Origin of the sequence: Janthinobacterium fluminis, assembly GCF_028595325.1 — a bacterium.
GTDB classification, from domain to species: Bacteria; Pseudomonadota; Gammaproteobacteria; order Burkholderiales; family Burkholderiaceae_D; genus Janthinobacterium; species Janthinobacterium fluminis.
This window is the reverse complement of sequence record NZ_JAQQXR010000005.1, coordinates 317,088-340,297: the sequence shown is the minus strand read 5'-3', so window position 1 is coordinate 340,297 and position 23,210 is coordinate 317,088. Positions and strand designations below refer to the sequence as shown.

General features: G+C 63.1%; 19 protein-coding genes and 1 tRNA gene. 11 read left to right on the top strand and 9 right to left on the bottom strand.

Annotation, left to right across the window (positions count from 1 at the left end; translation table 11 throughout):
- Position 1: 1 nt before the first annotated feature.
- The 6 genes from OIK44_RS14895 to OIK44_RS14870 all read left to right on the top strand — a co-directional run bounded on the left by OIK44_RS14895 (position 2) and on the right by OIK44_RS14870 (position 7,276).
- Positions 2 to 1,135: a UDP-N-acetyl glucosamine 2-epimerase gene (locus OIK44_RS14895; RefSeq protein WP_273671702.1), complete on the top strand. Its 1,134-nt coding sequence runs from the start codon at positions 2 to 4 to the stop codon at positions 1,133 to 1,135.
- A gap of 65 nt (positions 1,136 to 1,200) precedes the next feature.
- Positions 1,201 to 2,385, top strand: coding sequence for a glycosyltransferase family 4 protein (locus tag OIK44_RS14890; protein WP_273671701.1), 1,185 nt, complete (start codon positions 1,201 to 1,203; stop codon positions 2,383 to 2,385).
- Positions 2,378 to 3,331 (top strand): UDP-glucose 4-epimerase family protein, encoded by a 954-nt coding sequence (locus tag OIK44_RS14885; RefSeq protein ID WP_273671994.1) that lies wholly within the window; start codon positions 2,378 to 2,380, stop codon positions 3,329 to 3,331. The genes OIK44_RS14890 and OIK44_RS14885 overlap by 8 nt, the downstream gene beginning before the upstream one ends.
- Positions 3,328 to 3,888, top strand: a complete 561-nt coding sequence (locus OIK44_RS14880; protein ID WP_273671699.1) for a sugar transferase — start codon at positions 3,328 to 3,330, stop codon at positions 3,886 to 3,888. The genes OIK44_RS14885 and OIK44_RS14880 overlap by 4 nt, the downstream gene beginning before the upstream one ends.
- Positions 3,889 to 3,992: 104 nt before the next feature.
- Complete coding sequence (locus tag OIK44_RS14875) at positions 3,993 to 5,942, top strand: polysaccharide biosynthesis protein (protein WP_273671697.1); 1,950 nt, start codon at positions 3,993 to 3,995, stop codon at positions 5,940 to 5,942.
- A 101-nt stretch (positions 5,943 to 6,043) separates the two neighbouring features.
- Positions 6,044 to 7,276 carry a lipopolysaccharide biosynthesis protein gene (locus OIK44_RS14870; RefSeq protein WP_273671695.1) on the top strand — a complete coding sequence of 411 codons (1,233 nt, stop codon included), beginning with the start codon at positions 6,044 to 6,046 and terminating at the stop codon, positions 7,274 to 7,276.
- Positions 7,277 to 7,504: 228 nt separating this feature from the next.
- On the opposite strand, the gene OIK44_RS14865 is transcribed toward OIK44_RS14870, so the two are convergent.
- Complete coding sequence (locus tag OIK44_RS14865; protein WP_273671693.1) at positions 7,505 to 9,010, bottom strand: DEAD/DEAH box helicase; 1,506 nt, start codon at positions 9,008 to 9,010, stop codon at positions 7,505 to 7,507.
- Between the two features lie 359 nt (positions 9,011 to 9,369).
- On the opposite strand from OIK44_RS14865, the gene OIK44_RS14860 reads away from it, so the two are divergent.
- Positions 9,370 to 9,579, top strand: coding sequence for an oxidoreductase-like domain-containing protein (locus tag OIK44_RS14860; protein ID WP_273671691.1), 210 nt, complete (start codon positions 9,370 to 9,372; stop codon positions 9,577 to 9,579).
- Here OIK44_RS14860 and OIK44_RS14855 read toward each other — a convergent pair.
- A complete protein-coding gene (locus OIK44_RS14855) occupies positions 9,576 to 11,264 on the bottom strand; it encodes a methyl-accepting chemotaxis protein (protein ID WP_273671689.1) in 1,689 nt (562 codons plus the stop codon). The two genes, OIK44_RS14860 and OIK44_RS14855, sit on opposite strands and share 4 nt — an antisense overlap.
- A 398-nt stretch (positions 11,265 to 11,662) precedes the next feature.
- Between OIK44_RS14855 and OIK44_RS14850 the strand changes: the two genes are divergently transcribed.
- The 4 genes from OIK44_RS14850 (at position 11,663) to OIK44_RS14835 (ending at position 13,820) form a co-directional block, all read left to right on the top strand.
- On the top strand, positions 11,663 to 12,454 hold the full coding sequence (locus OIK44_RS14850) for a Crp/Fnr family transcriptional regulator (protein ID WP_273671687.1): 792 nt from the start codon (positions 11,663 to 11,665) through the stop codon (positions 12,452 to 12,454).
- A gap of 78 nt (positions 12,455 to 12,532) precedes the next feature.
- A complete protein-coding gene (locus OIK44_RS14845; RefSeq protein ID WP_273671685.1) occupies positions 12,533 to 12,907 on the top strand; it encodes a nuclear transport factor 2 family protein in 375 nt (124 codons plus the stop codon).
- Complete coding sequence (locus OIK44_RS14840) at positions 12,904 to 13,452, top strand: GNAT family N-acetyltransferase (protein WP_273671684.1); 549 nt, start codon at positions 12,904 to 12,906, stop codon at positions 13,450 to 13,452. Before OIK44_RS14845 ends, OIK44_RS14840 begins: the two co-directional genes overlap by 4 nt.
- 194 nt (positions 13,453 to 13,646) lie before the next feature.
- Positions 13,647 to 13,820: a hypothetical protein gene (locus OIK44_RS14835; RefSeq protein ID WP_273671682.1), complete on the top strand. Its 174-nt coding sequence runs from the start codon at positions 13,647 to 13,649 to the stop codon at positions 13,818 to 13,820.
- 173 nt (positions 13,821 to 13,993) lie between these two features.
- On the opposite strand, the gene OIK44_RS14830 is transcribed toward OIK44_RS14835, so the two are convergent.
- From OIK44_RS14830 to OIK44_RS14800, 7 genes are all read right to left on the bottom strand, one after another.
- Complete coding sequence (locus OIK44_RS14830; protein ID WP_273671681.1) at positions 13,994 to 16,015, bottom strand: acyltransferase family protein; 2,022 nt, start codon at positions 16,013 to 16,015, stop codon at positions 13,994 to 13,996.
- 166 nt (positions 16,016 to 16,181) lie between these two features.
- Positions 16,182 to 16,260, bottom strand: a tRNA-Ile gene (locus tag OIK44_RS14825).
- Between the two features lie 101 nt (positions 16,261 to 16,361).
- Complete coding sequence (gene rpoD / locus OIK44_RS14820) at positions 16,362 to 18,551, bottom strand: RNA polymerase sigma factor RpoD (RefSeq protein WP_273671680.1); 2,190 nt, start codon at positions 18,549 to 18,551, stop codon at positions 16,362 to 16,364.
- Positions 18,552 to 19,119: 568 nt separating this feature from the next.
- Complete coding sequence (gene dnaG / locus OIK44_RS14815; RefSeq protein ID WP_273671678.1) at positions 19,120 to 20,916, bottom strand: DNA primase; 1,797 nt, start codon at positions 20,914 to 20,916, stop codon at positions 19,120 to 19,122.
- 84 nt (positions 20,917 to 21,000) lie between these two features.
- Positions 21,001 to 21,450: a GatB/YqeY domain-containing protein gene (locus OIK44_RS14810; protein WP_273671676.1), complete on the bottom strand. Its 450-nt coding sequence runs from the start codon at positions 21,448 to 21,450 to the stop codon at positions 21,001 to 21,003.
- Positions 21,451 to 21,603: 153 nt separating this feature from the next.
- On the bottom strand, positions 21,604 to 21,816 hold the full coding sequence (rpsU, locus tag OIK44_RS14805) for a 30S ribosomal protein S21 (RefSeq protein ID WP_008451879.1): 213 nt from the start codon (positions 21,814 to 21,816) through the stop codon (positions 21,604 to 21,606).
- Positions 21,817 to 21,969: 153 nt separating this feature from the next.
- Positions 21,970 to 23,184: a BaiN/RdsA family NAD(P)/FAD-dependent oxidoreductase gene (locus OIK44_RS14800; RefSeq protein ID WP_273671646.1), complete on the bottom strand. Its 1,215-nt coding sequence runs from the start codon at positions 23,182 to 23,184 to the stop codon at positions 21,970 to 21,972.
- Positions 23,185 to 23,210 lie beyond the last annotated feature (26 nt).

The window sequence follows — 23,210 nt, the reverse complement described above, 5'->3', positions numbered from 1 at the left end:
CATGCAAAAATTAAAAGTCATGACGGTCGTCGGCACGCGTCCGGAAATCATCCGCCTGTCGCGCGTGCTGGCCAAACTGGACCAGTTCTGCGAGCACCTGATCGTGCACACGGGCCAGAACTACGACTACGAGCTCAATGAAATATTCTTCCACGACCTGGCCGTGCGCAAGCCCGACCACTTCCTCGGCGCGGCCGGCGCGACTGCCGCCGAGACCATCGGCAAGATCATCATCGCCGTCGACGCCGTGCTGGAGCGGACCCAGCCGGATGCGCTGCTGATACTCGGCGACACCAACAGCTGCCTGGCGGCGATTCCCGCCAAGCGTCGGAAAATCCCCATCTTCCACATGGAGGCCGGCAACCGCTGCTTCGACCAGCGCGTGCCGGAAGAAACCAACCGCAAGATCGTCGACCACACGGCCGACGTCAACCTCACCTACAGCGCCATCGCCCGCGAATACCTGTTGCGCGAAGGCTTGCCGCCGGACCGCGTGATCAAGACCGGCAGCCCGATGTACGAGGTGCTGCAGTATTACCGGGACGGCATCGAGGCGTCCGACGCGCTGACGCGCCTGGGCCTGGCGCCGGGCGGCTACTTCGTCGTCAGCGCGCACCGCGAGGAAAACATCGATTCCGAGCGCAACTTCGACAAGATGGTCGGCATGCTCAACGCCGTCGCCGCGCACTACCAGTTGCCGGTGATCGTCTCGACCCACCCGCGCACGCAAAAGAAGGTCGACGCCCGCGGCGCCACCTTCCACCCGCTGGTGCGCCTGCTCAAGCCGCTCGGCTTCAAGGACTATGTCAAACTGCAGGCCAGCGCCAAGGCCGTGCTGTCCGACAGCGGCACGATCACGGAAGAGTCGTCGATTTTGAATTTCCCCGCCCTCAACATCCGCGAAGCCCACGAGCGTCCGGAAGGCATGGAGGAGGCGGCGGTGATGATGACCGGACTGGACATCGAGCGCGTGCTGCAGGGCTTGGCCATCCTCGACACCCAGGGACGGGGCGCGGCCCGCGACCTGGCGCTGGTGGCCGATTACAGCGTGCCCAACGTCTCCGACAAGGTGGTGCGCATCCTGCACAGCTATACCGATTATGTGAACCGCAAGGTGTGGCACAAGGCCGACTAAGTCAAACAGTGAAGATATTAATCGTTAGCCAATATTTTTGGCCGGAGAATTTCCGCATCAATGACTTGGCCGCCGCCTTGCAGCAGCGCGGCCACGAGGTCAGCGTGCTGACCGGCTGGCCAAATTATCCGGAGGGCAGCATCGATGCCGATTTCGCGCGATGCCCGGAAAACTACCGCGACTTCGAAGGCGTCGCCGTCATCCGGGTGCCGCTGCTGGCCCGCGGCCGCGGCGCCATGCGCTTGATGCTGAACTATCTGAGCTTTGCCCTGTCGGCCAGCGTCATCGGCGCCTTCAAGCTGCGCGGCCGGCCCTACGACGTGATTTTCGTCTATGAGCCCTCGCCCGTCACGGTGGGCTTGCCGGCGCTGTTGCTGAAGCGCCTGAAGGGCGCGCCCGTCGTGTTCTGGGTGCTCGACCTGTGGCCCGAATCGCTGAGCGCCGTCGGCGCCGTGCGCTCGGCCGGCATCCTGGCCGGCGTCGGCCGGATGGTGTCGTTCATCTACCGGCGCTGCGATTTGATTCTCGCGCAATCGCGCTCCTTCATCGGCGGCATCGAAAAATACTGCCCGCAGCGGGAAAAAATCCAGTACTTCCCCAGTTGGTCCGAGGATCTGTTCAGCGGCGCGGCGCCGGCGCCGGCGCCGGAAATCCCGCGCGCCGACGGCGTGTTCACGATTCTGTTTGCGGGCAACATCGGCGATGCCCAGGATTTCCCGACGATACTGGCCGCGGCCGAGCGCTTGCGCGCGCGCGCCGACATCCGCTGGATCATCGTCGGCGACGGACGCATGACGGCCTGGGTCAAGCAAGAGATTGCGCAAAGGGGCTTGCACGCACAGGTGCAGATGGCCGGCCGCTTCCCGCTGGAGCGCATGCCGGCGTTCTTCGCCCATGCCGACGCGCTGCTGGTCACGCTCAAGCCGAACGAGGTCTTCGCCATGACCATTCCCGGCAAGGTGCAGACCTATCTGTCGTCGGGCTTGCCCATCGTCGCCGCCCTTGACGGCGAAGGCGGCGCGATCATCCGCGAAGCGGGCGCCGGCCACGCCTGCCCGGCCGGCGACGCCGACGGACTGGCGGCCGCCGTGGCCGCGATGGCGGCATTGAGCGCGGCGCAGCGCGCCGCGATGGGCGCGGCGGGCCGTGCCTACTATGCGGCGCAATTTGAAAAGAACATGCTGATCGACACCCTGGAGCGGCATTTTAATCGTCTGTCAAGCAAGAAAGCCGTGAATGACCATGCATAAAATACTCGTGAGCGGGGCCAATGGCTTCGTCGGCACGGCGCTGTGCCAAGCCTTGGCGCAGCGCCAGCTTCCCTTCGTCGCGGCGGTGCGCGCAGCCGCCACGGCGCAGCACTACGCGGTCGGCGAACTGGACGCGACCACCGACTGGAGCGGCGCACTGGACGGCTGCACCGGCGTGATCCACTTGGCCGCCCGCGTGCACGTCATGCAGGAAACGGCCGGCGACGCCTTGCGCGCCTACCGCGCCGTGAATGTCGAGGCCACGCTGAATCTGGCCAGGCAGGCCCGGGCGGCGGGCGTGCGGCGCTTCGTCTTCGTCAGCAGCGTCAAGGTGAACGGCGAGGCGACGCCGCGGCGGCCGTTCACCGGCGCCGACGTGCCGGCGCCGCTCGACCCCTACGGCCAGTCCAAGCTGGAGGCCGAGCAGGCCCTGCAAGCGTTCGCCAGGGAGAGCGGCATGGAACTGGTGATCGTGCGTCCGCCGCTGGTCTACGGGCCGGGCGTGCGCGCCAATTTCCAGCGCCTGATGGGACTGGCCCACGGCGGCTGGCCGCTGCCCTTCGGCGCCGTGCACAACCGCCGCAGCATGGTATCGCTGGATAACCTCGTCGATTTATTACTTTTATGCAGCGTCCATCCAGCCGCGCCCGGACAGGTGTTCATGGTGTCGGACGGCCAGGACGTCAGCATCGCGGAATTGCTGCGCATGTTGGCGACGGCGATGGGCAAGCGCGCGCGGCTGGTGCCGGTGCCGGCCGCGCTGCTCGGCGCCGCCGCCGCCGTGCTCGGCAAGTCCGCCGAGGCGCAGCGCCTGCTCGGCTCCCTGCAGGTCGACATCAGCCACACCCGGCAAACGCTGGGCTGGCGCCCCGCCGTCGGCATGCAGGAGTCGCTCAACAAAACGGTGGCCAGTTTTTTGTCGCGCCGGGGAGCGCCGTCCACATGAAAAGAACCTTCGACCTGCTGCTGGCCATGCTGGCCTTGCTGCTTCTCCTGCCGGCCATCGCGGCGGTGGCGCTGTTCGTCAAATGGCGCTCCGTCGGGCCAGCCCTGTACTGGTCGGACCGGGTGGGGCGGCACAACCGCATCTTCCGCATGCCGAAATTCCGCACGATGCGCACCGACACGCCGGCCGTGGCCACCCATTTGCTGTCCGACCCGCAGCAGTTCCTCACGCCGGGCGGCTCCTTCTTGCGCAAATCCAGCCTGGACGAACTGCCGCAGTTGTGGAGCATCTTGTGCGGCAATATGAGTTTTGTCGGCCCGCGCCCGGCCCTGTTCAACCAGCAAGACCTGATCGCCCTGCGCACCGAGCACGGCGTCGACCAGCTCTTGCCTGGTTTGACGGGCTGGGCCCAGGTCAACGGCCGCGATGAATTGCCGATTCCGGACAAGGTCAAGCTGGACCTCGAATACCTGCAGCGCCAGTCGTTCGCGCTGGATGTGAAAATCATTCTGCTGACCTTCCTGAAGGTCGTGCGCCGGGATGGCGTCGCCCATTAGCGGCGTGTATATTTTTACATCATCTGTGCTATGCTGGGTCGCCGCGCACATCGCCGCCGGCGCCCTGTTTTCAGCAGTACCGACCATTACGTTTGAACAGTAAAATGAAATCATTCCTTGATTTATCGCGCATTCACAAGCAGTTAATTGCGGCGGCAGCCGATTTATTGTTTCTGCCGCTGACGTTTTGTTTCGCCATTCTGTTGCGCTACGATATATCAAGCCCGGCCCAGTTCACGCATTACCTGTGGCTCATTTTTACCGTCCCGCTGGTGTCGATTCCGATTTTCATCCGGCTTGGCCTGTACCGCGCCGTGATCCGCTTCATCGACCAGAAAATCGTCTACGTCGTCGTGCTGGGCGTCACCATCTCGGTGGTGGGGCTGCTGGCCATCGCCGGCCTGCTGACGCATATGGAGGGCCTCTCGCGCGGCGTGTTCGGCATCTACTGGATCAGCGCGATCACCTATGTCGTCGCGAGCCGCTTCCTGGCCCGCGGCTTCCTGCTGCATCCGAACGGCGGCCAGGAAACCGTGCGCGTGGCCATCTACGGCGCCGGCAAGTCCGGTTCACAACTGGCCAGCGCCTTGCGCGCCGGCCAGGACTACCTGCCGGTCGCCTTCATCGACGACACGGCCGAACTGCACGGCGCGACCATCGGCGGCATCAAGGTCTACGCCGCCACCTATCTGCCTGACCTGATCGGCAAGGCGAAAATCAGCGAAGTCTTGCTGGCCATGCCTTCGCTGTCCAAAAAGCACCAGCGGCATATCCTGAACCAGCTGGAAGCCTTGAAGGTCAAGGTCAAGGTCACCCCGCCGGTGGAAAGCCTGGTCAGCGGCGAACTGGGCCTGCAAGACGTACGCGACATCGAAATCGAGGACTTGCTGGGGCGCGACCAGGTCGCGCCCGACCTCGGCCTCATTGCCACCTGCATCACCGGCAAGTGCGTCATGGTGACGGGCGCCGGCGGCTCGATCGGCTCGGAGCTGTGCCGGCAGATTATCCGCCTGCGCCCGAGCCGCCTGATTTTGCTGGAAATGTCGGAGTTCGCGCTGTACTCCATCAAGCAGGAATTGAAGGGCTTGCACATCAGCCTCGGCGGCGAGCTGGAACTGATGCCCTTTCTCGGCTCGGTGCTGGAGACCGAAAAATGCAAGCGCATCATGCGCACTTTCGCCGTCGAGACGGTCTACCATGCGGCCGCCTACAAGCACGTGCCGCTCGTCGAGTACAACCCCATCGAGGGCGTACGCAACAACGTCTTCGGCACCCTGAGCATCGCCCAGGCGGCGGTCGAGGCCGGCGTCACGTGTTTCGTCCTGATTTCGACGGACAAGGCGGTGCGCCCGACGAATGTGATGGGCGCCACCAAGCGCCTCGCGGAACTGATTTTGCAAGCCTTGGCGGGGGAAGGCGCGCGCACGCGCTTTTGCATGGTGCGATTTGGCAACGTGCTGGGATCGTCAGGCTCGGTGGTTCCCTTGTTCCGCCAGCAAATCATGGAAGGTGGCCCGATTACGCTGACCCACCCGGAGATCACCCGTTATTTCATGACCATTCCGGAGGCGGCGCAACTGGTGCTGCAGGCCGGCGCCATGGGATCGGGCGGCGACGTGTTCGTGCTCGATATGGGCGAACCGGTCAAAATCATGGACCTGGCGGCGAGAATGGTACACTTGAGCGGGCTCGAAGTCAGAAGCAAGAGCGCGCCGAACGGCATCGAAATCGTCCATGTCGGCTTGCGCCCGGGCGAGAAACTGTACGAGGAATTACTCATCGGCGACAATGTCGAAGGCACCGAACACCCGCTGATCATGCGCGCCCAGGAGGCCGCCATTCCCTGGGCGGAATTGCGCGCGCTACTGGCGGCGCTGGAAGCGGCGTGCAGCAATTTTGAGGTTGAAACCATCCGGGCGCTGCTGTTACGCGCCGTGCGCGAATACACGCCGCAATGCGGCATCGAAGACTTGATCTGGTGCGCCGAGCGCCGCGCGCCCCTCTCCGGCCAAGTCACCACGACGCTGCCCGCCGCCTTGCAAAACCTGCATTGATAGCAGACCCGCTGTGCCGAAGCGGAGGCGCCCGCCGCGGCCCGCGGCGGCGGGCACAGCTGTTCCAAGAAACCAACCGATCAATCTTTAAAAGTGCAATTATGGACAAGTATGACGAATATAGTGAGCAATACGCCGAGCATGAGCAAGCGGGCTTGTCGCTGACCGCCATCCTTCCCGCCCTGTGGCGGGGACGCTGGCTGATCGCCGGCAGCACGGCCGTCGCCGCCGCCATCGGCCTGTCGACGGCCATCTATTCGGCGCAGTACCTGAGCGAGGGTTTCTTCCAGTTCGGCGGCCCCATTCCGCTGCTAAAGGACAGCAGTCCGAAGGAAAAGGAGGCCAGCAGCGGCATCACGCTGCCCAATTACAAACGCTACTCCGCGGCGTTCAACAGCGGCGAACGCTTCCGCGAATTCGTCCAGCAAAACAAACTGGAGGCCAACCCCAGCGTGGCGGGCCTGCAGCGCATCTTTTCCTCGCCAGACAGCCTGTCCAAACTGGTGCAGCCGGTTTTCCCCTTCACCAAACTCGACGCCAAAGAGTTAATGGAGCAACCAAAGGATGCCAGCAACAACGTCATCGGCCTGCGCATCGTCTACCAGGCGGAGAACGCCGAAACCGCCCGGCGCATGGTCAGCCTGCTGGGCCGGTATACGATGGACAGCATCATCTACCTGATTTACTCGGATGCGCTGCGCTTCAAGCATTCGGAAATTACGGCACGCATCAGCAAACTCGATAATGACATTATCGAGAACAAGGAAAAGCTTGAGCTGTTCCAGCGCAAAGGCGCGAACCTGAAACAAATCATCGCCCGCTATCCCGACTCGGCCAACCAGGCCGCGCGCCAAGTCATTTCGATCAACGAGGACAGCGCGCGCTATCTGTCGCCCCTCACACAACTGATGACGTCCGAGGTCGACGCGGCGGACGCCACCGAGGCGATTCGCCAGGCGAAACGGGAACAGAAGCAAAACCTGCTGTTGCGCGAATACTACGACCAAGCCAAAATCCTGCTCGATGGCAGTAAGTCCGGCGAAGCCGTCGTGCGCGGTATCGATGCGCTCAAACAGAATGTATTCAAAGACAAGGATTTGAGGGATGAGCTGGTCCAGGAAATCTTCAACAAGATCAGCATCGAGAATCAATTGGCAACCAGCTTGTACCTGGAAAAAAGCCGCTTCATCGCCGGCCCAAGCCTGCCGGAAAACCGCTCGACACGCCTGTCGACGGGCCTGCTGCTAGGCTTTGTACTGGGCTTATTCGGCTCGACGCTGGTCGTGCTCGGGCACGCGTGGTGGTTGCAAAACCGCGAGAAACTGGGCCTCTAAGTGGGCCTGTAGGGAGGAGACGGGGCGGCGGGAGGCGCCGGCCCCGCCCGGCGGGACAGCGGTGTGTCCCTAGTGCCCTGCATCACAGATTCGTTGAATAAGCATGAAGAGAATCACCCTGATACTGCGCCGCAAATGCGCGCAAGGCCTCAGCCTTGCTGTGCTTTACTCCCTGTCTCAGGCCGATTTCGTCACATTTATGATTCAACGAACTTGTGATTCAGGACACTAGCGTTTCAGCAAGCCGCCAAGCAAGGCGGCCACTTTCTGTTTCGGTTTCCCCGCCGGCATGGCGTTGCTGACGGCCGCAGGCGCAATCTGGGCCGGCTCATAGGGTTTCGAGAACCACGGGTCGGCCTTCTCGCGGCGCGGCAAGGCGGAGGAACGGCTACCGCGCTCGCGCTCCGGCGGACGGATGGCCGAATGGGACTCGTCGCCGCCGTGGCGCGGCGCGCGCGCCTCGCCATCGGGACGGGGCCGGCGCTCGCGCTCGACGCTGGCGCGGCCGGCCGCCGGCGTGAAGCCGGCCAGTTCGCCGCGCCGGATGGTTTGCTTGATCAGTTTTTCAATATCGACCAGCAGGCGCTCGTCCTTGTCGGAAAAGATCGAGATGGCGTCGCCGGAGGCACCGGCGCGGCCCGTGCGGCCGATCCGGTGCACATAGTCTTCCGCGTTGTACGGCAAGTCGAAATTGATGACGCAGGGCAGGTCGGAGATGTCCAGGCCGCGCGCCGCCACGTCGGTGGCGACGAGGACGTCGATGTCGCCCTTCTTGAACGCGTCCAGCGCCGCCATGCGCTCCTGCTGGGTCTTGTCGCCGTGGATAGCCGTGGCCTTGACGCCGTCCTGTTCGAGGCTGCGCGCCAGGCGCGAGGCGCCGATCTTGGTGTTCGAGAAGATCAGGATCTGCTTCAGGTCGCGGCCGCGTATCAGGTGGGCGACCAGGTCGCGCTTGTGCTCGTCGGCGACCTTGTAGACGACCTGGGTGACCTTGTCGGCCGTCTGGTTGCTGCGCGCCACTTCGATCAATTGCGGGTCGTTGAGGAAGCTGGCGGCCAGTTTCTTGATCTCCGGCGAGAAGGTGGCCGAGAACATCAGGTTTTGCCGCTGCTTCGGCAACATGTTGATGATGCGCTGCAAGTCCGGCAAGAAGCCCATGTCGAGCATGCGGTCGGCCTCGTCCATGACGAGGATTTGCACCTGCGACAGGTTCAGCGTCTTTTGCTGCACGTGGTCGAGCAGGCGGCCCGGCGTGGCGATGACGATTTCGACGCCGGCGCGCAGCGCCGCCGTCTGCGGCGCCATGTCCATGCCGCCGAACACGACGGTCGAGCGCAGCGGCGTGTGGCGGGCGTAAGCCTTGACGTTCTCGGCCACCTGCACGGCCAGCTCGCGCGTCGGCGTCAGCACCAGCGCGCGCACCGGGTGGCGCGCCGGCGACATGCTGCTGCTGGCGTGCGCCAGCAGCAGCTGGATGATGGGCAGCGAGAAGCCGGCCGTCTTGCCGGTGCCCGTCTGCGCGGCGCCCATCACGTCGCGCCCCTGCAGCACGATGGGGATCGCCTGCGCCTGGATAGGCGTCGGGTGGACGTAACCCTGGTCGCTGAGGGCGCGCAGGATGTCCGGGGACAGGCCGAAGTCGGCAAAACGCACAGGCGCCTCGGCGGTCGCTTCGATGGCCGGCGCGGCGGCGGGCAAGGTAATGGGCTGGGAAGTGAACTCGGTGTCGGACATAAGTAGTGTGGTGTGCCCCCGGGCTACGGGAAGCCGTGCTTTCTTCAATAACAACATTTTCTGGGCGCGGGCGGCGTTTCGCATGGCTTCGCTCGCCAAAGATCATACCCCCTTCGGCACCTCTTTGCTCCGAGGCCATCTATGTTGCGCGTGCAGGGAGCGGTGGACGGGTGCGGGGCGACGACCAGGCGGAGCAAGCGCCATATAGTGCAGGCGTGGCATGGCGCGCGCAGACGAGGATACAATATCAGTTCCCTAAACGATACCCTATATTAGCGCAACTGTACACGGAAACCGCATTTTTCCGGCAAAAATCATTGTTTCAGAGCAATAATTATGGCGTTTTTTCGAGACCGACGATGAGCCCCTCCCCCGCCCCGCCCGACCCGCCGCCGCAAGCGCCGCCGCCGCCCGGGCCGGACGCCTGCTGCCGCGGCGGCTGCGCCTATTGCGTGCTCGAACTGTACCAGGACGAGCTCGAACAATACCGGTGCGCGCTGGCCGCCTGGCGGGCGCGCCAGACGGCCGCGCCGCGGCGGCGCGGCGCCGGATTACCGCCCCGAGATTAAAACGTTTCCCACTCGTCCTTGTCGGCGCCGGCCGGCGCCGCGGCCACGCGCGCCGGCGCCGCCTTCGCGGCGGCCATGGGCGGACGGGGGCGCGCGGCCGGCTTGGCGGCGGCGCGCGGCGCCGCCTGGGCCTGCGCCTGGTCCAGCTTGAACACGCTGACCACCTCGCTCAGCGTCTGCGCCTGGTCTTGCATGGACTCGGCGGCCGCGGCCGCCTCCTCGACCAGGGCGGCGTTCTGCTGGGTCACCTGGTCCATCTGCGCGATGGCCTGGTTGACCTGCTCGATGCCGGCGCTCTGCTCCTGGCTGGCGGCCGTGATCTCGCTCATGATGTCGGTGACGCGGGTGATGCTGGCGACGATTTCATCCATCGTGCTGCCGGCCTCGTTGACGAGGCGCGAGCCGGCCGCGACCTTCTCGACGGAGTCGCCGATCAAGGTCTTGATGTCCTTGGCGGCGGCGGCCGAGCGCTGCGCCAGATTGCGCACCTCGGTGGCGACGACGGCGAAGCCGCGCCCCTGCTCGCCGGCCCTGGCCGCCTCGACGGCCGCGTTCAAAGCCAGGATGTTGGTCTGGAAGGCGATGCCGTCGATGACGGCGATGATGTCGACGATCTTCTTCGAGGACTCATTGATCGAGGCCATCGTGCCGACCACCTGACCGACCACGTTGCCGCCCTTGAGCGCGATGCCGGACGCGGACGCGGCCAGCGTGTTGGCTTGGCGCGCATTGTCGGCGTTCTGCTTGACGGTCGAGGTCAGCTCTTCCATCGACGAGGCGGTTTCCTCCAGCGAGCTGGCCTGCTCCTCGGTGCGCGAGGACAGGTCCTGGTTGCCGGCGGCAATTTCGCTGGACGCCGTGGCGATCGTGTCGGTGCCGCTGCGCACCCGGCCCACCAGGTCTTGCAGGCTGCCGTTCATGTCCTTCAAGGCTTGCATCAACTCGCCCGTCTCGTCGCTGGAGGTCACGACGATGCTGGCCGTCAAATCGCCGCCGGCGACGCGCTTGGCGACGCTGACGGCCGCGTTCAAGGGTTGCGAGACGATGCGCGCGACCCACAGCGCCAGCACGAAGCCGATCAGCACGCTGCCCAGCAACAAGCCGATGCCCGTCATGCGGGCGCTGGCATAAGCCTGGTCGGCCGCCTTGCTGGCGGCGGCGCCGCCGTCGATGTTCAGGGCCACCAGCTTGCCGATCACCTCCGTCATCTGCGCCTGCATCTTCGACGTCGGCCCCGACAGCAAGGCGCGCGCCTCATCCTTCTTCATCTGGCGCGACAGCTCGATCATTTTATTGTGCTCGGGCAGATAGGCGTCGTTGACACGGACGAACTCGTCGAACAGCGTCCGCTCCTCCGGACTGTTGATCAGCTTGACGTATCGGTCCGCGTCCGTCTTCAACTGGGCCAGGATTTCCGTCATTTTCTTTTCCGGCAAGGCCATGCCGGCCTCGTCCGGGTACAAAATGTGCGACAACTCCCAGCGGCGCAAGTCGCCCAGGTCGGTTCTGATCGTCATCACGGCCTGGACGCTGGGCATCCAGTCCTCGGACAGCTCGGTCGACGCGGCATTGATGCGGGACATGGAAAAAATGCCCGATACCCCAAGGATCACCGTCAGCACCAGCACCGCGCTGAAGGAACAGATCAACTTGGTGGCGATTTTCAAATCATAGAACCATTTCATGGTGTTTTCCTTAAATTGCGCAGATGTGGTTAAGGGTGCTGTCAACACAGTGGATGGCGCTCGCCGGAACGGAGCGGGGGGCACAAGCGGCAGGCCGGCATAGACGGCAAGGGGCACGCCGTTACTCATTTCCTTGAGTAAATATTCTAGCACCGAGTAACCGATGGTAAGGAACTAAATACGCCCGCGTGTCGTTCTCCAAACCGTGGCGCGGACGGGCGGCGGGCGGGGCCGCGTAGGAGCCGGATGACAAGAGGCAATGTTCCCAGCCTACATCGGCGCGTCGGCTGATCCGATGCCCGGCCCCGCCGCCAGCCGCTACAGTGAGAACAAGGCGCCCGGCGCCGGCCCGACCGACACGGCATCTTCCGAAGCATCAATCAGACGACGAGGACACCATGTATTCGCCTCCAAGCACTGCCGCCACCCCGCCCGTCCGCGCCGCCGAATGCAAGGCCGCCGGCGCCACCGTCATCAGCATCGCCGGCGCGCAACAAAACGAATTGCTGCGGGCCCTGGGCCGGGACGAGCTGGAACGCCTGTTCGCCCACCTTGAGCTGGTCAGCCTGCCTGCGGGCAAGCACCTGTTCGACTTTGGCGACAAAATCGCCCACTGTTACTTCCCCACCAATGCCATCGTCGCGCTGCTGTATGTGATGGCCGACGGCGCCACCACGGAACTGGCCGTCATCGGCAGCGAGGGCGCCGTCGGCGTCGCGCTGTACGAGGCCGAACGGGCCAGCTGCAGCGCCGTCGTGCAAAGCGCCGGCTACGGCTACCGCCTGAAAACGGCCTGCATGCGCGCGCTGTTCCACGAAGGGGGCACATTGGCGCAATTACTGATGCGCCACAACGGCGCCCTTTTCAGCCAGATGGCGCAAAACGTCGTCGGCGGACGCCATTGCTCGATCGAACAAAAACTGTGCCGCTGGCTGCTGGAGCGCCTCGACCGCTCGCCGAGCAACGAACTGAAGCTCACCCAGGACACGATGGCCAGCATGCTCGGCGTGCGCCGCGAAAGCGTCACCGTCGCGGCCCGCAAGCTGCAGGACGCCGGCCTGATCCGCTACCGCCGCGGCACCGTCGTCGTGCTCGACCGGAACGGACTGGAGCGGGCCGCCGGCGCCTGCTACCGGGCCGCCTGCGTCGGCCTGGAGCAACTGCGGCGGCGCGCAGCGGCCGGCAACTGAGGGGCGGCGGCCCGGTGGACGGCGCGCAAGATTTACGTTACGTTAACACGTCCCCACCCAGCCAAACGGAACACTCCCATGCGACAAGAACAAGGCGGCCCCGCAGCCGTCGTGCAGGCCCAGCTGGACGCCTACAACGCCCACGACGTCGCCGCCCTGGTCGCCGTCTATGCCGACGACGTCGAACATTACCAACATCCGTCGACGCTGCTCGCCAGCGGCACCGAGGCCATCCGCAGCCGCTTCACGGCCAGGTTTGCCAGCGCCAAACCGCACGCAGTGCTGCTGCAGCGCATCGTCTGCGGCGACACCGTGATCGACCACGAAACCGTACACAGCACCACGCCCGACGGCCCGGCCAGCGTCGACATGGTCGCCATCTATGAAGTGCGCGCCGGCCGCATCGCCAGGGCCTGGTTCATGACCGCGCCGGCGGCGGACGCCGCCCGGTGAGCGCCGCGCCGACACTGCGCCTGGCCGAAACGGTCGACGTGGCGCGCCTGGAAGCGCTGATCGCCCACTCCGGCATCGCGCTGAGCGCCGGCTTCTACACGCCGCAACAGGCCGAGGCCGTCACCAGCCACGTCTTCGGCGTCGACTCGCAACTGATCGCCGACCGCAGCTATTTCCTGATCGAACAGGACGGTGTCCTGCTCGCCTGCGGCGGCTGGAGCCGGCGCCGCACCCTGTTCGGCGGCGACCGCGCCAAGTCCGGCCCCGACCCGCTGCTCGATCCGGCGTCAGAGGCGGCGCGCATCCGCGCCTTCTTCGTCGCGCCGGAAATGGCGCGCCGCGGACTGGGGCGGCAACTGCTGCAGCACTGCAAGGAACAAGCGCTACTGGCCGGCTTCCGGACGCTGGAACTGGCCGCGACGATGCCCGGCGTGCCCCTCTATCTGGCGGCCGGTTTCGAGGTCGTCGACAGCATCGAACTGCATCTCCCGGGCGGCATCATCGTGCCGCTGGCGCGCATGCGCCAAGCAATTGGCCCAGCCTGAGCAGGAGCGCGGGAATCCGGCAGAGCCGCGCCGTGACATTTGGTTATATTTCAATATTAAATATTTAGCACTTTCACACTTGCTTAGTGCTATATTTCATCACCATGCCGAATGGCAATTCTGCAACTGGCTTGCCTGGGCATGTCGTGCACGTTTCTTGAAGATCATTCTTTAACTTATAAAGTGGAGACATAATGATTTCTATCAAAAAAGCCCTGTTCATCTTTTGCGCCGCAGTCGGCCTGTCCGGCGCCATCGCCGGTTTCGCCGTTGCCCGGCCCAGCCAGCAAACCTGCGACAACCTGGAAATAAAATGCCAGCAAGGCAACCCAAGGGCCTGCGAATTGCTGGCCCGCCACTGCCCCTAAACGCATGCGCAGCACAGGCCGGCTGCATTAGCCGCCATCACAACAAAAAAGGCACGCTGATGCGTGCCTTTTTTGTTACGGCGGCTGTTGCTTTTCAGTTCACTGGAGTCTTGCTGCCGATGGCGAGTCGTGAAATATGCTGACCGCGCCGAGCTATTTCAGGCACCTCGCACTCACTGCTTCACGGTCGGCAAAAACAACGTTGGATCGAACAGGCGGCCAATATACATGCTGCCGAAATATGACAAATGATTGTCATCACGATACAAAACCGTATTTCCTCGCATTGCCCAGCAGTATTTATCATCGCATAAAGTCTTGGCGGGATCAAAAATCTTCACGCCAGGATTTTCCTTGAGCGAAGATTGAAGAATGGCGCGATACTCGGCATTCCTCTGTAGCGCCAGCTCGGCAGAAACGGCACAGGGTGAGCGCACAGCCTGCGTGATGGTAACTGGCCGGGTGCGCACGCATGACTCGGGACTGAAACCCAGCTCTGGGATATCGACGAGCAATATCACTTCCTTGCCGGCTTTGCGCAAACTCGCCACAGTCGCATTCAGTTCCGCTTGAAAAACTCCGGCATTTCCGTTCAAGCCCGGGTTGCGCAATGACTTCAAATAGCGGTTATATTTTCCCGCTTCCGCTTCGCCAAACCCCCTGCCGTCGATGTATAGCGGCCCGCGGCTGGCGAGCATGACGGTTTTTATGCCTTCCTGCCGAATCGCATACTCCAGGGCAGCGTTCATGAAACGCAAGCATGTATCCGCCATGCCCTTCTCCTGGCTTTCGACATCGAAAAACGGCACGCACCCTGCCGAGCCCAGCATGAGAAGATTCTCTCCCGCCGCCTTATATTGCGCGGCCAAGCCCCAGAAAAATTGATTCGCGTGGCTGTCGCCGATCAGAATGACAGTCGGCGGTTTTTCGATATCGCCGACCAAGCAGTAGTGGCCGCCATATGCGAATTTTTCTTTACATTGGGCATCAAAATTTCGTCCGTCATTGGACCACCCCAAGGGATTTTGAAATTTTGGCAACGCCTGAATATTCTCCCTTGACTCAAAGCCCTTGTTTTCGTATGTGTAATAGCCCAGAGAGCCAATCACCAGCATCAAGACACAAAGAGCGCTGACGCGGCCGCGATACGGGGAGGCGAATCGTAGCGGACGTTCGACACATTTCACCGTGATCCAGGCCAGCATCACGCTCAGAACAATCGCGCCGATGCGGATTTCAATGGATGGAATTTTCGATTCGATAATTCGCAAAAACGACAATATCGGCCAGTGCCACAAGTACAAAGGATAACTGATCAAACCAAACCAGACCATCGTACGGTTCGACAACACCTGGCGGCTGAAATACGCGTCGGGTCCGGCGGCGATAAGCAGCACTGCCCCCAGCACAGGCAATAGCGCCCAGCCCCCCGGAAAAGCGGATTTTTCAGTGACACTGAACAGTGCCAAAACAATCAAGCCCAGACCGCACGCAGAGATCGGGTTTCGATAGCGTTGCAGAAAAAGGAGGGCGCCTCCGGTATTGGCCAACTGCACATGGGCAAAGATAGCGCCCGCGAGCAATTCCCAAAAACGGCTTGCCGGCGAATAAAAAGCTGCGACCGCGTCGCCCCGAAGGCTGGCGATGCTGTAGCAAAAAGATGCAAGAAAGATCAGTATAATGACAGGCAGGGGGCGAACGCGCCGCCAGCCCAGTATCAACATCAACATCAGGGGCCAGGCGAGGTAAAATTGTTCCTCGACGCCGAGGGACCACAAATGCAAGAGCGGCTTCAGCGGAGCTATGCTGTCAAAGTATCCCGCTTCCTGGCGCAGCACGATATTCGAGACGAAACCGGCGCCCGAGGCAATATGCTTGCCGAGTTGAGTGTATTCGCCGGGCAAAAGCAAGATCCACCCGAAGACATAACATGAAAAAAGAACCAATAACAAGGCTGGAAATATGCGCCGGATTCTTCGAGAATAAAAATCCGCGACGCTGAAATTTCCCTGAGCGATTTCCCTGAAGATTATTCCAGAAATTAAATATCCGGAAATAACGAAAAATATATCTACCCCGATGAATCCACCGGGCAGAATATCGGGGAACACGTGAAACACAACAACCGACAGTACGGCGATCGCGCGCAGCCCATCGACGTCGGCGCGGTAGGGGAATTTCGAATTATCAGACATGTCTATCCATCAAACCATATACATCAGCGCACTTAAATAACTGCCGCAACAATCCATCATCGTGGCAATGGCAAGAGATCGAGGATGTTAGAAGTGCTTCCTTCAAACACCCGCATAACAAAAAGGGGTTACGATATATCGTAACCCCCTTGATATTACTAATGTCTGGTGGGCCTCCCGTGAGTCGAACACGGCACCAACGGATTATGAGTCCGCTGCTCTAACCAAGCATGAGCTAGAGGCCCAGTCTGCTGCCCTGGTACCGGGGCCGGCGCAAGCCGCCCGCGCCCAGCTCGTGCAGAAACGAAGTGGCGAGGATAGGGCTTACGCCGACGCTAGTCAAGTCTTAGTTACCTTCCAAGAAGCTTTTCAGCTTGTCGGAACGCGAAGGGTGGCGCAGCTTGCGCAGCGCCTTCGCCTCGATCTGGCGGATGCGCTCGCGCGTGACGTCGAATTGCTTGCCGACCTCCTCCAGGGTGTGGTCGGTCGACATTTCGATGCCGAAGCGCATGCGCAGCACCTTCGCCTCGCGCGGCGTCAGGGAGTCCAGCACGTCCTTGACGACGCCGCGCATCGACGCGTGCAGCGCCGCGTCGGCCGGCGCCAGCGTGTTGTTGTCCTCGATGAAGTCGCCCAGGTGGGAATCGTCGTCGTCGCCGATCGGCGTTTCCATCGAGATTGGTTCCTTGGCGATCTTCATGATCTTGCGGATCTTGTCCTCGGGCATCTCCATCTTGATGGCCAGGGTGGCCGGATCGGGCTCGGCGCCGGTTTCCTGCAGGATCTGGCGCGAGATGCGGTTCATCTTGTTGATCGTCTCGATCATGTGCACGGGAATGCGGATCGTGCGCGCCTGGTCGGCGATCGAGCGGGTGATGGCCTGGCGTATCCACCACGTCGCGTAGGTCGAGAATTTGTAGCCGCGGCGGTATTCGAACTTGTCGACGGCCTTCATCAAGCCGATGTTGCCTTCCTGGATAAGGTCGAGGAATTGCAGGCCGCGGTTGGTGTATTTCTTGGCGATCGAGATCACCAGGCGCAGGTTGGCCTCGGTCATTTCGCGCTTGGCCTTGCGCGCCTTCATTTCGCCGGCCGCCATCTGCCGGTTGATGTTGCGCAGGTCCGGCAGCGGCAGCACGACGCGCGCCTGCAGGTCGATGAGGCGCTGCTGCAACTCTTTGACGGTCGGGATGTTGCGGCCCAGGATGGAGCTGTAGGCGTGGCCGGCATTGACTTCGCCGTCGACCCAGTTCAGATTCGTTTCATTGCCGGGGAAGACTTTGATGAAGTGGGCCCGCGGCATGCCGCATTTGTTGACGGCGACGTCGAGGATTTGCTTTTCGATGTGGCGCACTTCGTCGACCTGGCCGCGCAGCGTGTCGCACAGCTTTTCGACGACCTTGGCCGTGAAGCGGATGCCCAGCAGTTCCTGCGAGATCGCTTCCTGCGCCTTGACGTAGGCTTTCGAGTTGTAGCCATCCTTTTCGAAGGCTTTGCGCATCTTGTCGAACTGCTGGGAGATGAGGGCGAATTTTTCCAGCGCGCTGCGTTTCAGCGTTTCCAGCTGCTCCGCGGAGAAGCCGGCCGCGCCCGAGGCGCTGCTCTCCTCTTCCCCCTCCTCTTCCTCCTCCTCTTCCTCGCCCTCTTCTTCCTCGTCCTCGGCGGCGGCGACGACGACGGGGGCCGCCTCCTCCTCGTTCTGGTCGACCAGGCCGTCGACGATTTCGTCGATCTTGCTCTCGTCGTTGGCGATGCGGTCGGCGGCGGCGATGATTTCGGCGATCGTCACGGGGCAGGCGGAAATGGCCTGTATCATGTCCTTCAGGCCGTCCTCGATGCGCTTGGCGATTTCAATCTCGCCCTCGCGCGTGAGCAGCTCGACCGAGCCCATTTCGCGCATATACATGCGCACCGGGTCGGTGGTGCGGCCGAAGTCGGAATCGACCGTCGACAGGGCCGCCTCGGCGGCGGCCTCGGCCTCGTCGTCGCTGGTGACGGTGGCGACATTGTCCGACAGCAGCAGCGTCTCGGCGTCCGGCGCGTGCTCGTAGACGGCGATGCCCATGTCGTTGAAGGTGCCGATGATGCCTTCGATCGCTTCCGGATCGACTATGTTTTCCGGCAAGTGGTCGTTGATCTCGGCGTAGGTGAGGAAGCCGCGCTCCTTGCCGAACTTGATCAAGGTCTTCAGCTTTTGCCGGCGCCGCTCCAACTCCTCCTCGCTGGCCTCGGTGTCGGACGAGAACGCGTCCTTCAGCAGCGCCCGCTCCTTGGCCTTGCGGTCCTTCGCCTTGGCCTTGTCGACGGCCTTCAACTCGGCGCGCTCGACGGCGTTGAGGGCCGCCACTTCGTCGTTCTCGGGCTGGAATTCCTTCGGCTTGCGGCCGCGCCGCCCCGGCACTTTGACCGACGGCAGCACATACCCCGAGGTGTCGATGGCGGCCAGCGCGGCCGCGTCGGTGGTCTGGCTCACCGCCGGCGCGCTGGTCACGCGCGTTTCCGGCTTGTCGCTGGCCTTTTCGGCTTTCGCGCTCACTTTGCTTGGCTTCGCAGCCGCTTTGGGTTCGGGTTTCTTGATTGGCACAGGCGCTTTCGATTACACAACGACTTGCTTTACGGTGGATTAGGATAAAGTTTGCTGCCGGCCCCGCCGGGGCCACCATCTCCGCCCCGCCGACGGCACGGGACGGCACTGCCTATTACTTACACCTCGTCGGCCACGATCTGCGTATCCTGCAGGAGCCTCCGCCACGGCCTCACCCGGCCGTCCTCGGCGAAATTCTACTGCATCCGACTGCGTATGGGGGCGAAGGCCAAATATGGCGGCGGCTGACGGCATGCTTGCCGCCGGCGCAGACCTCGCTGCGCCGCCGATACCACGAGCTGGCCCTGGCCGCCGACGCTGTCCGTATGCGCCGATCAAGAGCCTAACTTACTGAAAACAAACACTATTTCCGAAACTGAACTACCATGCCAAAGCATATAATACTTAGCATTTAATTATAGCACGCCAAAAACCTTTTTCCAGCCAGGGCCGCCCCAGGCCCAAGGTAGGGGAGAAGGCGGATTTTTCAAGGCATGCCCCGCCATCTTGCCGCGCCACATTACCGGTTCGATAACTCGGCCTCCCCTTCGCGCAGCAATTGATCTTGCTTCGATGTAATTTCGCGGTAGCGTACACCAATTTCGTCAGAAGACAAACCGGCGGCGAACAATTGGCTCAGCTCCAGCTTCAGCGCGTCCAGCTTCAACTGGCGGATCGCCCCGACCATCCAGGCGCGGTCGCTGTCGACGTCGGACTCCGGGCTGGCGGCGATCTCGCCAATGATGGCGTCGTAGTCGCCGCCCTGGGCCTTCAGGTGCTGGGCCAGCGCGGCGAAGCTGCCCTGGGCGCCCAGCTCCTGTCCGGCCGCCACCAGCTGCGCCAGCCGCTCGGCGCCGCCGGCGCCGAAATGGCCGAAGGCGGCCAGGCCGGCGGCGTCGATTTCCAGGCTCAGCGGCGGATGCGCGACGAGGATGCGGATGATTTGCAGCTCCAGCCCGACCGGCATCGCCCGGCCCGACTTCGGCGGCGCCCGCTGCGCCACGGCGACCGGCTTGGCCAGCTCGAACAGGCCCTCGATCTCGGCCGGCGTCGTCTGCGTCAGCGAGGCCAGGCCGCGCACGATCTGCAGGCGCAGCGCCGACGGCGCCATCGCCTGCAGCAGCGGCTTGGCGTCGAACTGCACGCGGGCCCGCCCCTCCGGCTCGGACAGGTCGTGCTCGCCCGACGCTTCGCGCAGCAGGAATTGCGACAGCGGCATGGCTTCGTGCACCTGCTGCTCGAACGCCTCGGCGCCATAGGCGCGGATATAGCTGTCCGGGTCGTGCTCGGTGGGCAGGAAGAGGAATTTGATGGTCTTGTTGTCGGACACGTGCGGCAGGCTGGCCTCCAGCGCGCGACGGGCGGCGCGCCGGCCGGCCTTGTCGCCGTCGAAGCTGAAGATGACGTTGTCGGTCTGGCGCAGCAGCTTTTGCACATGGGTCGTCGTGCAGGCCGTGCCCAGCGTGGCGACGGCTTGCGGGAAGCCCATCTGCGCCAGCGCGACGACGTCCATATAGCCCTCCGTGACGAGGACGTAGCCGGCGTCGCGGATCGCCTGGCGCGCCTCGAACAGGCCGTACAGCTCGAAGCCCTTGGAGAACAGCGGGGTTTCCGGCGAGTTCAGGTATTTCGGCTCGCCGTGGTCGAGCACCCGCCCGCCGAAGGCGATCACCTGGCCTTTCGTGTTACGGATCGGGAACATGATGCGCTCGCGGAAGCGGTCGTAGCGCTTGCGGTTGCCGCCGTCCTCGTCGACCTTGTCGATGACCAGGCCGGCCTCGGCCAGCACGACGGCCTCGTAGTCGGGGAAGACGGCGCGCAGATTGTCCCAGCCATGGGGCGCGAAGCCCATGCCGAAGCGGGCCGCGATCTCGCCCGTCAAGCCGCGGTTCTTCAGATAGGCGATGGCCTCGGTGGCGCCGCGCAACTGGCCGCGGTAAAAGTCGCAGGCGCGCGTCATCGCCTCCGACAGCGCCATGCTCTGCGCCTGCATCTGCGCGCGCTGGGCCGGCGGGATGCGGTCGTCGGCCTCGGGCACGACCATGCCGACGTTTTGCGCCAGGTCCTTGACGGCGTCGACGAATCCCATGCCCGAATATTCGATCAGGAAGCCGATCGAGGTGCCGTGGGCGCCGCAACCGAAGCAGTGGTAAAACTGCTTGGTCGGGCTGACCGTGAAACTCGGCGATTTTTCACTGTGGAAGGGGCACAGGCCCATGAAATTGGCGCCCCCCTTTTTCAGCTGGACATAACGCCCGACGACGTCGACGATATCGACGCGGTTGAGCAGATCGGCAATGAAGGATTGTGGAATCACGGCTGGACGGGCCTTGTTATTGATCAGACTATACCGCCGCGCCGGCCGGACCTTGATCCGGCTCAACGCGCGGCGCGGTGTGGCTTAGGCCGGAGCCAGCGCCTGCTTGACCAGCGCGGAGACGACGGTCATGTCGGCGCGCCCGGCCAGCTTCGGCTTGACGATGGCCATCACCTTGCCCATGTCTTGCGGGCCGGCGGCGCCGGACGCGGCCACGGCGGCGGCCACTTCGGCGGCCACCTCGGCGTCCGACAGGCCGGCCGGCATGTAGCCGACCAGGAAGGCCAGCTCGGCCTTTTCAATCTCGGCCAGGTCGGCGCGGCCGCCGGCCTCGAACTGGGTGATCGAATCCTTGCGCTGCTTGATCATCTTTTCGACGATGGCCACGGTCTGCTCGTCCGTCACCTCGATGCGCTCGTCGACTTCCTTGCGCTTGATTTCCGCCAGCAACAGGCGGATCGTGCCCAGCTTGCCCGCTTCCTTGGCGCGCATCGCCGCCTTCATGTCTTCCGTAATCTGCTCTCTCAAACCCATGACGTGCTCCAAATATGAGGTATAAATGCGAAAACCCGCTGCGGCGAACCGGAGCGGGCATGCGACCCATCTGAATTGACATCCAGATGAAACAAAACATCACCCCCGGCGACCAAGGCGCCTACAAGCCGGGCGAGTTTTGAATGTACAGTCTTAGAATAATTTTTTCGGCAATTGCTGGCTGCGAATGCGCTTGTAGTGGCGCTTAACAGCAGCTGCCAGCTTGCGCTTGCGCTCAGCTGTTGGCTTTTCGTAGAATTCGCGTGCGCGCAATTCGGTCAGCAGACCAGTTTTTTCAATAGTGCGCTTGAAGCGACGCATTGCGACTTCGAACGGCTCGTTTTCTTTAAGGCGAATAGTGGTCATGTAAAAATTCAAACCGTTGATTTATGGAAGAGGTAGATCGTACCACCTTTCCCCGAAAAATGGAAGCGCCGATGTGCCCGCCCCCGCCCGCCGTTGCAAAAACCCCGCCACGGCGGCGCACCGCGCCGGGGACGCGCCACGGCGCGGCACGGCTCAGCGCAGCGCCAGCCCCGCGGCCACGCCGGACGCCCATGCCCACTGGAAATTATAGCCGCCCAGCCAACCCGTCACATCGACGGCCTCGCCGATGAAATACAGGCCGGGCACCTTGTTCGCCATCATCGTCTGCTGCGACAACTCACGCGTATCGATGCCGCCGCGCGTCACCTCGGCCTTGCGGTAACCCTCGGAGCCGCTGGGCACCAGCGACCACTGATTGATCGCCAGGCCCAGCTTGCGCAAGGCCGCATCCGGCAAATCGGCCAGGCGGGCGTCGGCGGCCAGGCCCGTGGCCGCCAGCAAGCCCTCGGCCAGGCGCACCGGCAACCACTGCGACAACACATTGCCCAGTTGCTTCTTGATGCTGCCCTTGCCCTCGATCAAAGTCTGGGCGACATCCATCTCCGGCAACAAATTGACGACGATCGGCGTGCCCGGCTGCCAGAAACTGGAAATTTGCAGGATCGCCGGGCCGGACAGGCCGCGGTGGGTGAACAGCAAATCCTCGCGGAAACGCGCGCCGCCGGGGTTCCGGCCCTTCAGCGTGCCCGTCGTCACCTCGACCTCCAGGGCGATGCCGGACAGGGGCGCGAACGGCGCCCAGCCGGCGTCGTCGAAGGTCAGCGGCACCAGCGCCGGGCGCGGCTCGACCAGGCGCAAATCGAACTGCTTGGCGAGGCGGTAGGCGAAATCGCTGGCGCCTATCTTCGGAATCGACAAACCGCCGCTGGCGACGACGACACTGGCCGCCTCGACATCGCCGCTGTCGGTGGACAGCAAGAAGGCGCCATCGGGTGCCTGGGCGATGGCCTCGACCTTGCATGGCATGCGCCAATGGACGTCGGCGGCGGCACACTCATCCTTCAACATCTGAATGATCTGCTCGGCCGACTCATCGCAAAACAACTGGCCCTTATGCTTCTCGTGATAAGCGATACGGTGCTTCTTCACCAGCGCGAGGAAATCCTGCGGCGTATACCGCGACAAAGCGCTCTTACAGAAATGCGGATTCTCCGACAAAAAATTCAGCGGCCCCGCATTCACATTCGTAAAATTACAACGCCCGCCGCCGGAAATGCGGATCTTCTCAGCCAGCTTCTCCGCATGGTCGAGCAACACCACCCGCTTACCGCCCTGGGCGGCGACGGCCGCACACATCATACCGGCCGCGCCGGCGCCGATCACCGCCACATCAAATTGTTTTGCCATAAAAAAATCCACACCCGCCTGAACAC

What these genes read in the sequence shown, in the direction of transcription:
- OIK44_RS14895 (WP_273671702.1), top strand. Translation starts at nt 2, where the DNA reads ATGCAAAAATTAAAAGTCATGACGGTCGTCGGCACGCGTCCGGAAATC.
- OIK44_RS14830 (WP_273671681.1), bottom strand. Translation starts at nt 16,015, where the DNA reads ATGTCTGATAATTCGAAATTCCCCTACCGCGCCGACGTCGATGGGCTG.
- rpsU (WP_008451879.1), bottom strand. Translation starts at nt 21,816, where the DNA reads ATGACCACTATTCGCCTTAAAGAAAACGAGCCGTTCGAAGTCGCAATG.
- OIK44_RS14865 (WP_273671693.1), bottom strand. Translation starts at nt 9,010, where the DNA reads ATGTCCGACACCGAGTTCACTTCCCAGCCCATTACCTTGCCCGCCGCC.
- OIK44_RS14850 (WP_273671687.1), top strand. Translation starts at nt 11,663, where the DNA reads ATGTATTCGCCTCCAAGCACTGCCGCCACCCCGCCCGTCCGCGCCGCC.
- OIK44_RS14810 (WP_273671676.1), bottom strand. Translation starts at nt 21,450, where the DNA reads ATGGGTTTGAGAGAGCAGATTACGGAAGACATGAAGGCGGCGATGCGC.
- OIK44_RS14835 (WP_273671682.1), top strand. Translation starts at nt 13,647, where the DNA reads ATGATTTCTATCAAAAAAGCCCTGTTCATCTTTTGCGCCGCAGTCGGC.
- OIK44_RS14860 (WP_273671691.1), top strand. Translation starts at nt 9,370, where the DNA reads ATGAGCCCCTCCCCCGCCCCGCCCGACCCGCCGCCGCAAGCGCCGCCG.
- OIK44_RS14870 (WP_273671695.1), top strand. Translation starts at nt 6,044, where the DNA reads ATGGACAAGTATGACGAATATAGTGAGCAATACGCCGAGCATGAGCAA.
- OIK44_RS14855 (WP_273671689.1), bottom strand. Translation starts at nt 11,264, where the DNA reads ATGAAATGGTTCTATGATTTGAAAATCGCCACCAAGTTGATCTGTTCC.
- OIK44_RS14845 (WP_273671685.1), top strand. Translation starts at nt 12,533, where the DNA reads ATGCGACAAGAACAAGGCGGCCCCGCAGCCGTCGTGCAGGCCCAGCTG.
- OIK44_RS14885 (WP_273671994.1), top strand. Translation starts at nt 2,378, where the DNA reads ATGCATAAAATACTCGTGAGCGGGGCCAATGGCTTCGTCGGCACGGCG.
- OIK44_RS14800 (WP_273671646.1), bottom strand. Translation starts at nt 23,184, where the DNA reads ATGGCAAAACAATTTGATGTGGCGGTGATCGGCGCCGGCGCGGCCGGT.
- OIK44_RS14875 (WP_273671697.1), top strand. Translation starts at nt 3,993, where the DNA reads ATGAAATCATTCCTTGATTTATCGCGCATTCACAAGCAGTTAATTGCG.
- OIK44_RS14880 (WP_273671699.1), top strand. Translation starts at nt 3,328, where the DNA reads ATGAAAAGAACCTTCGACCTGCTGCTGGCCATGCTGGCCTTGCTGCTT.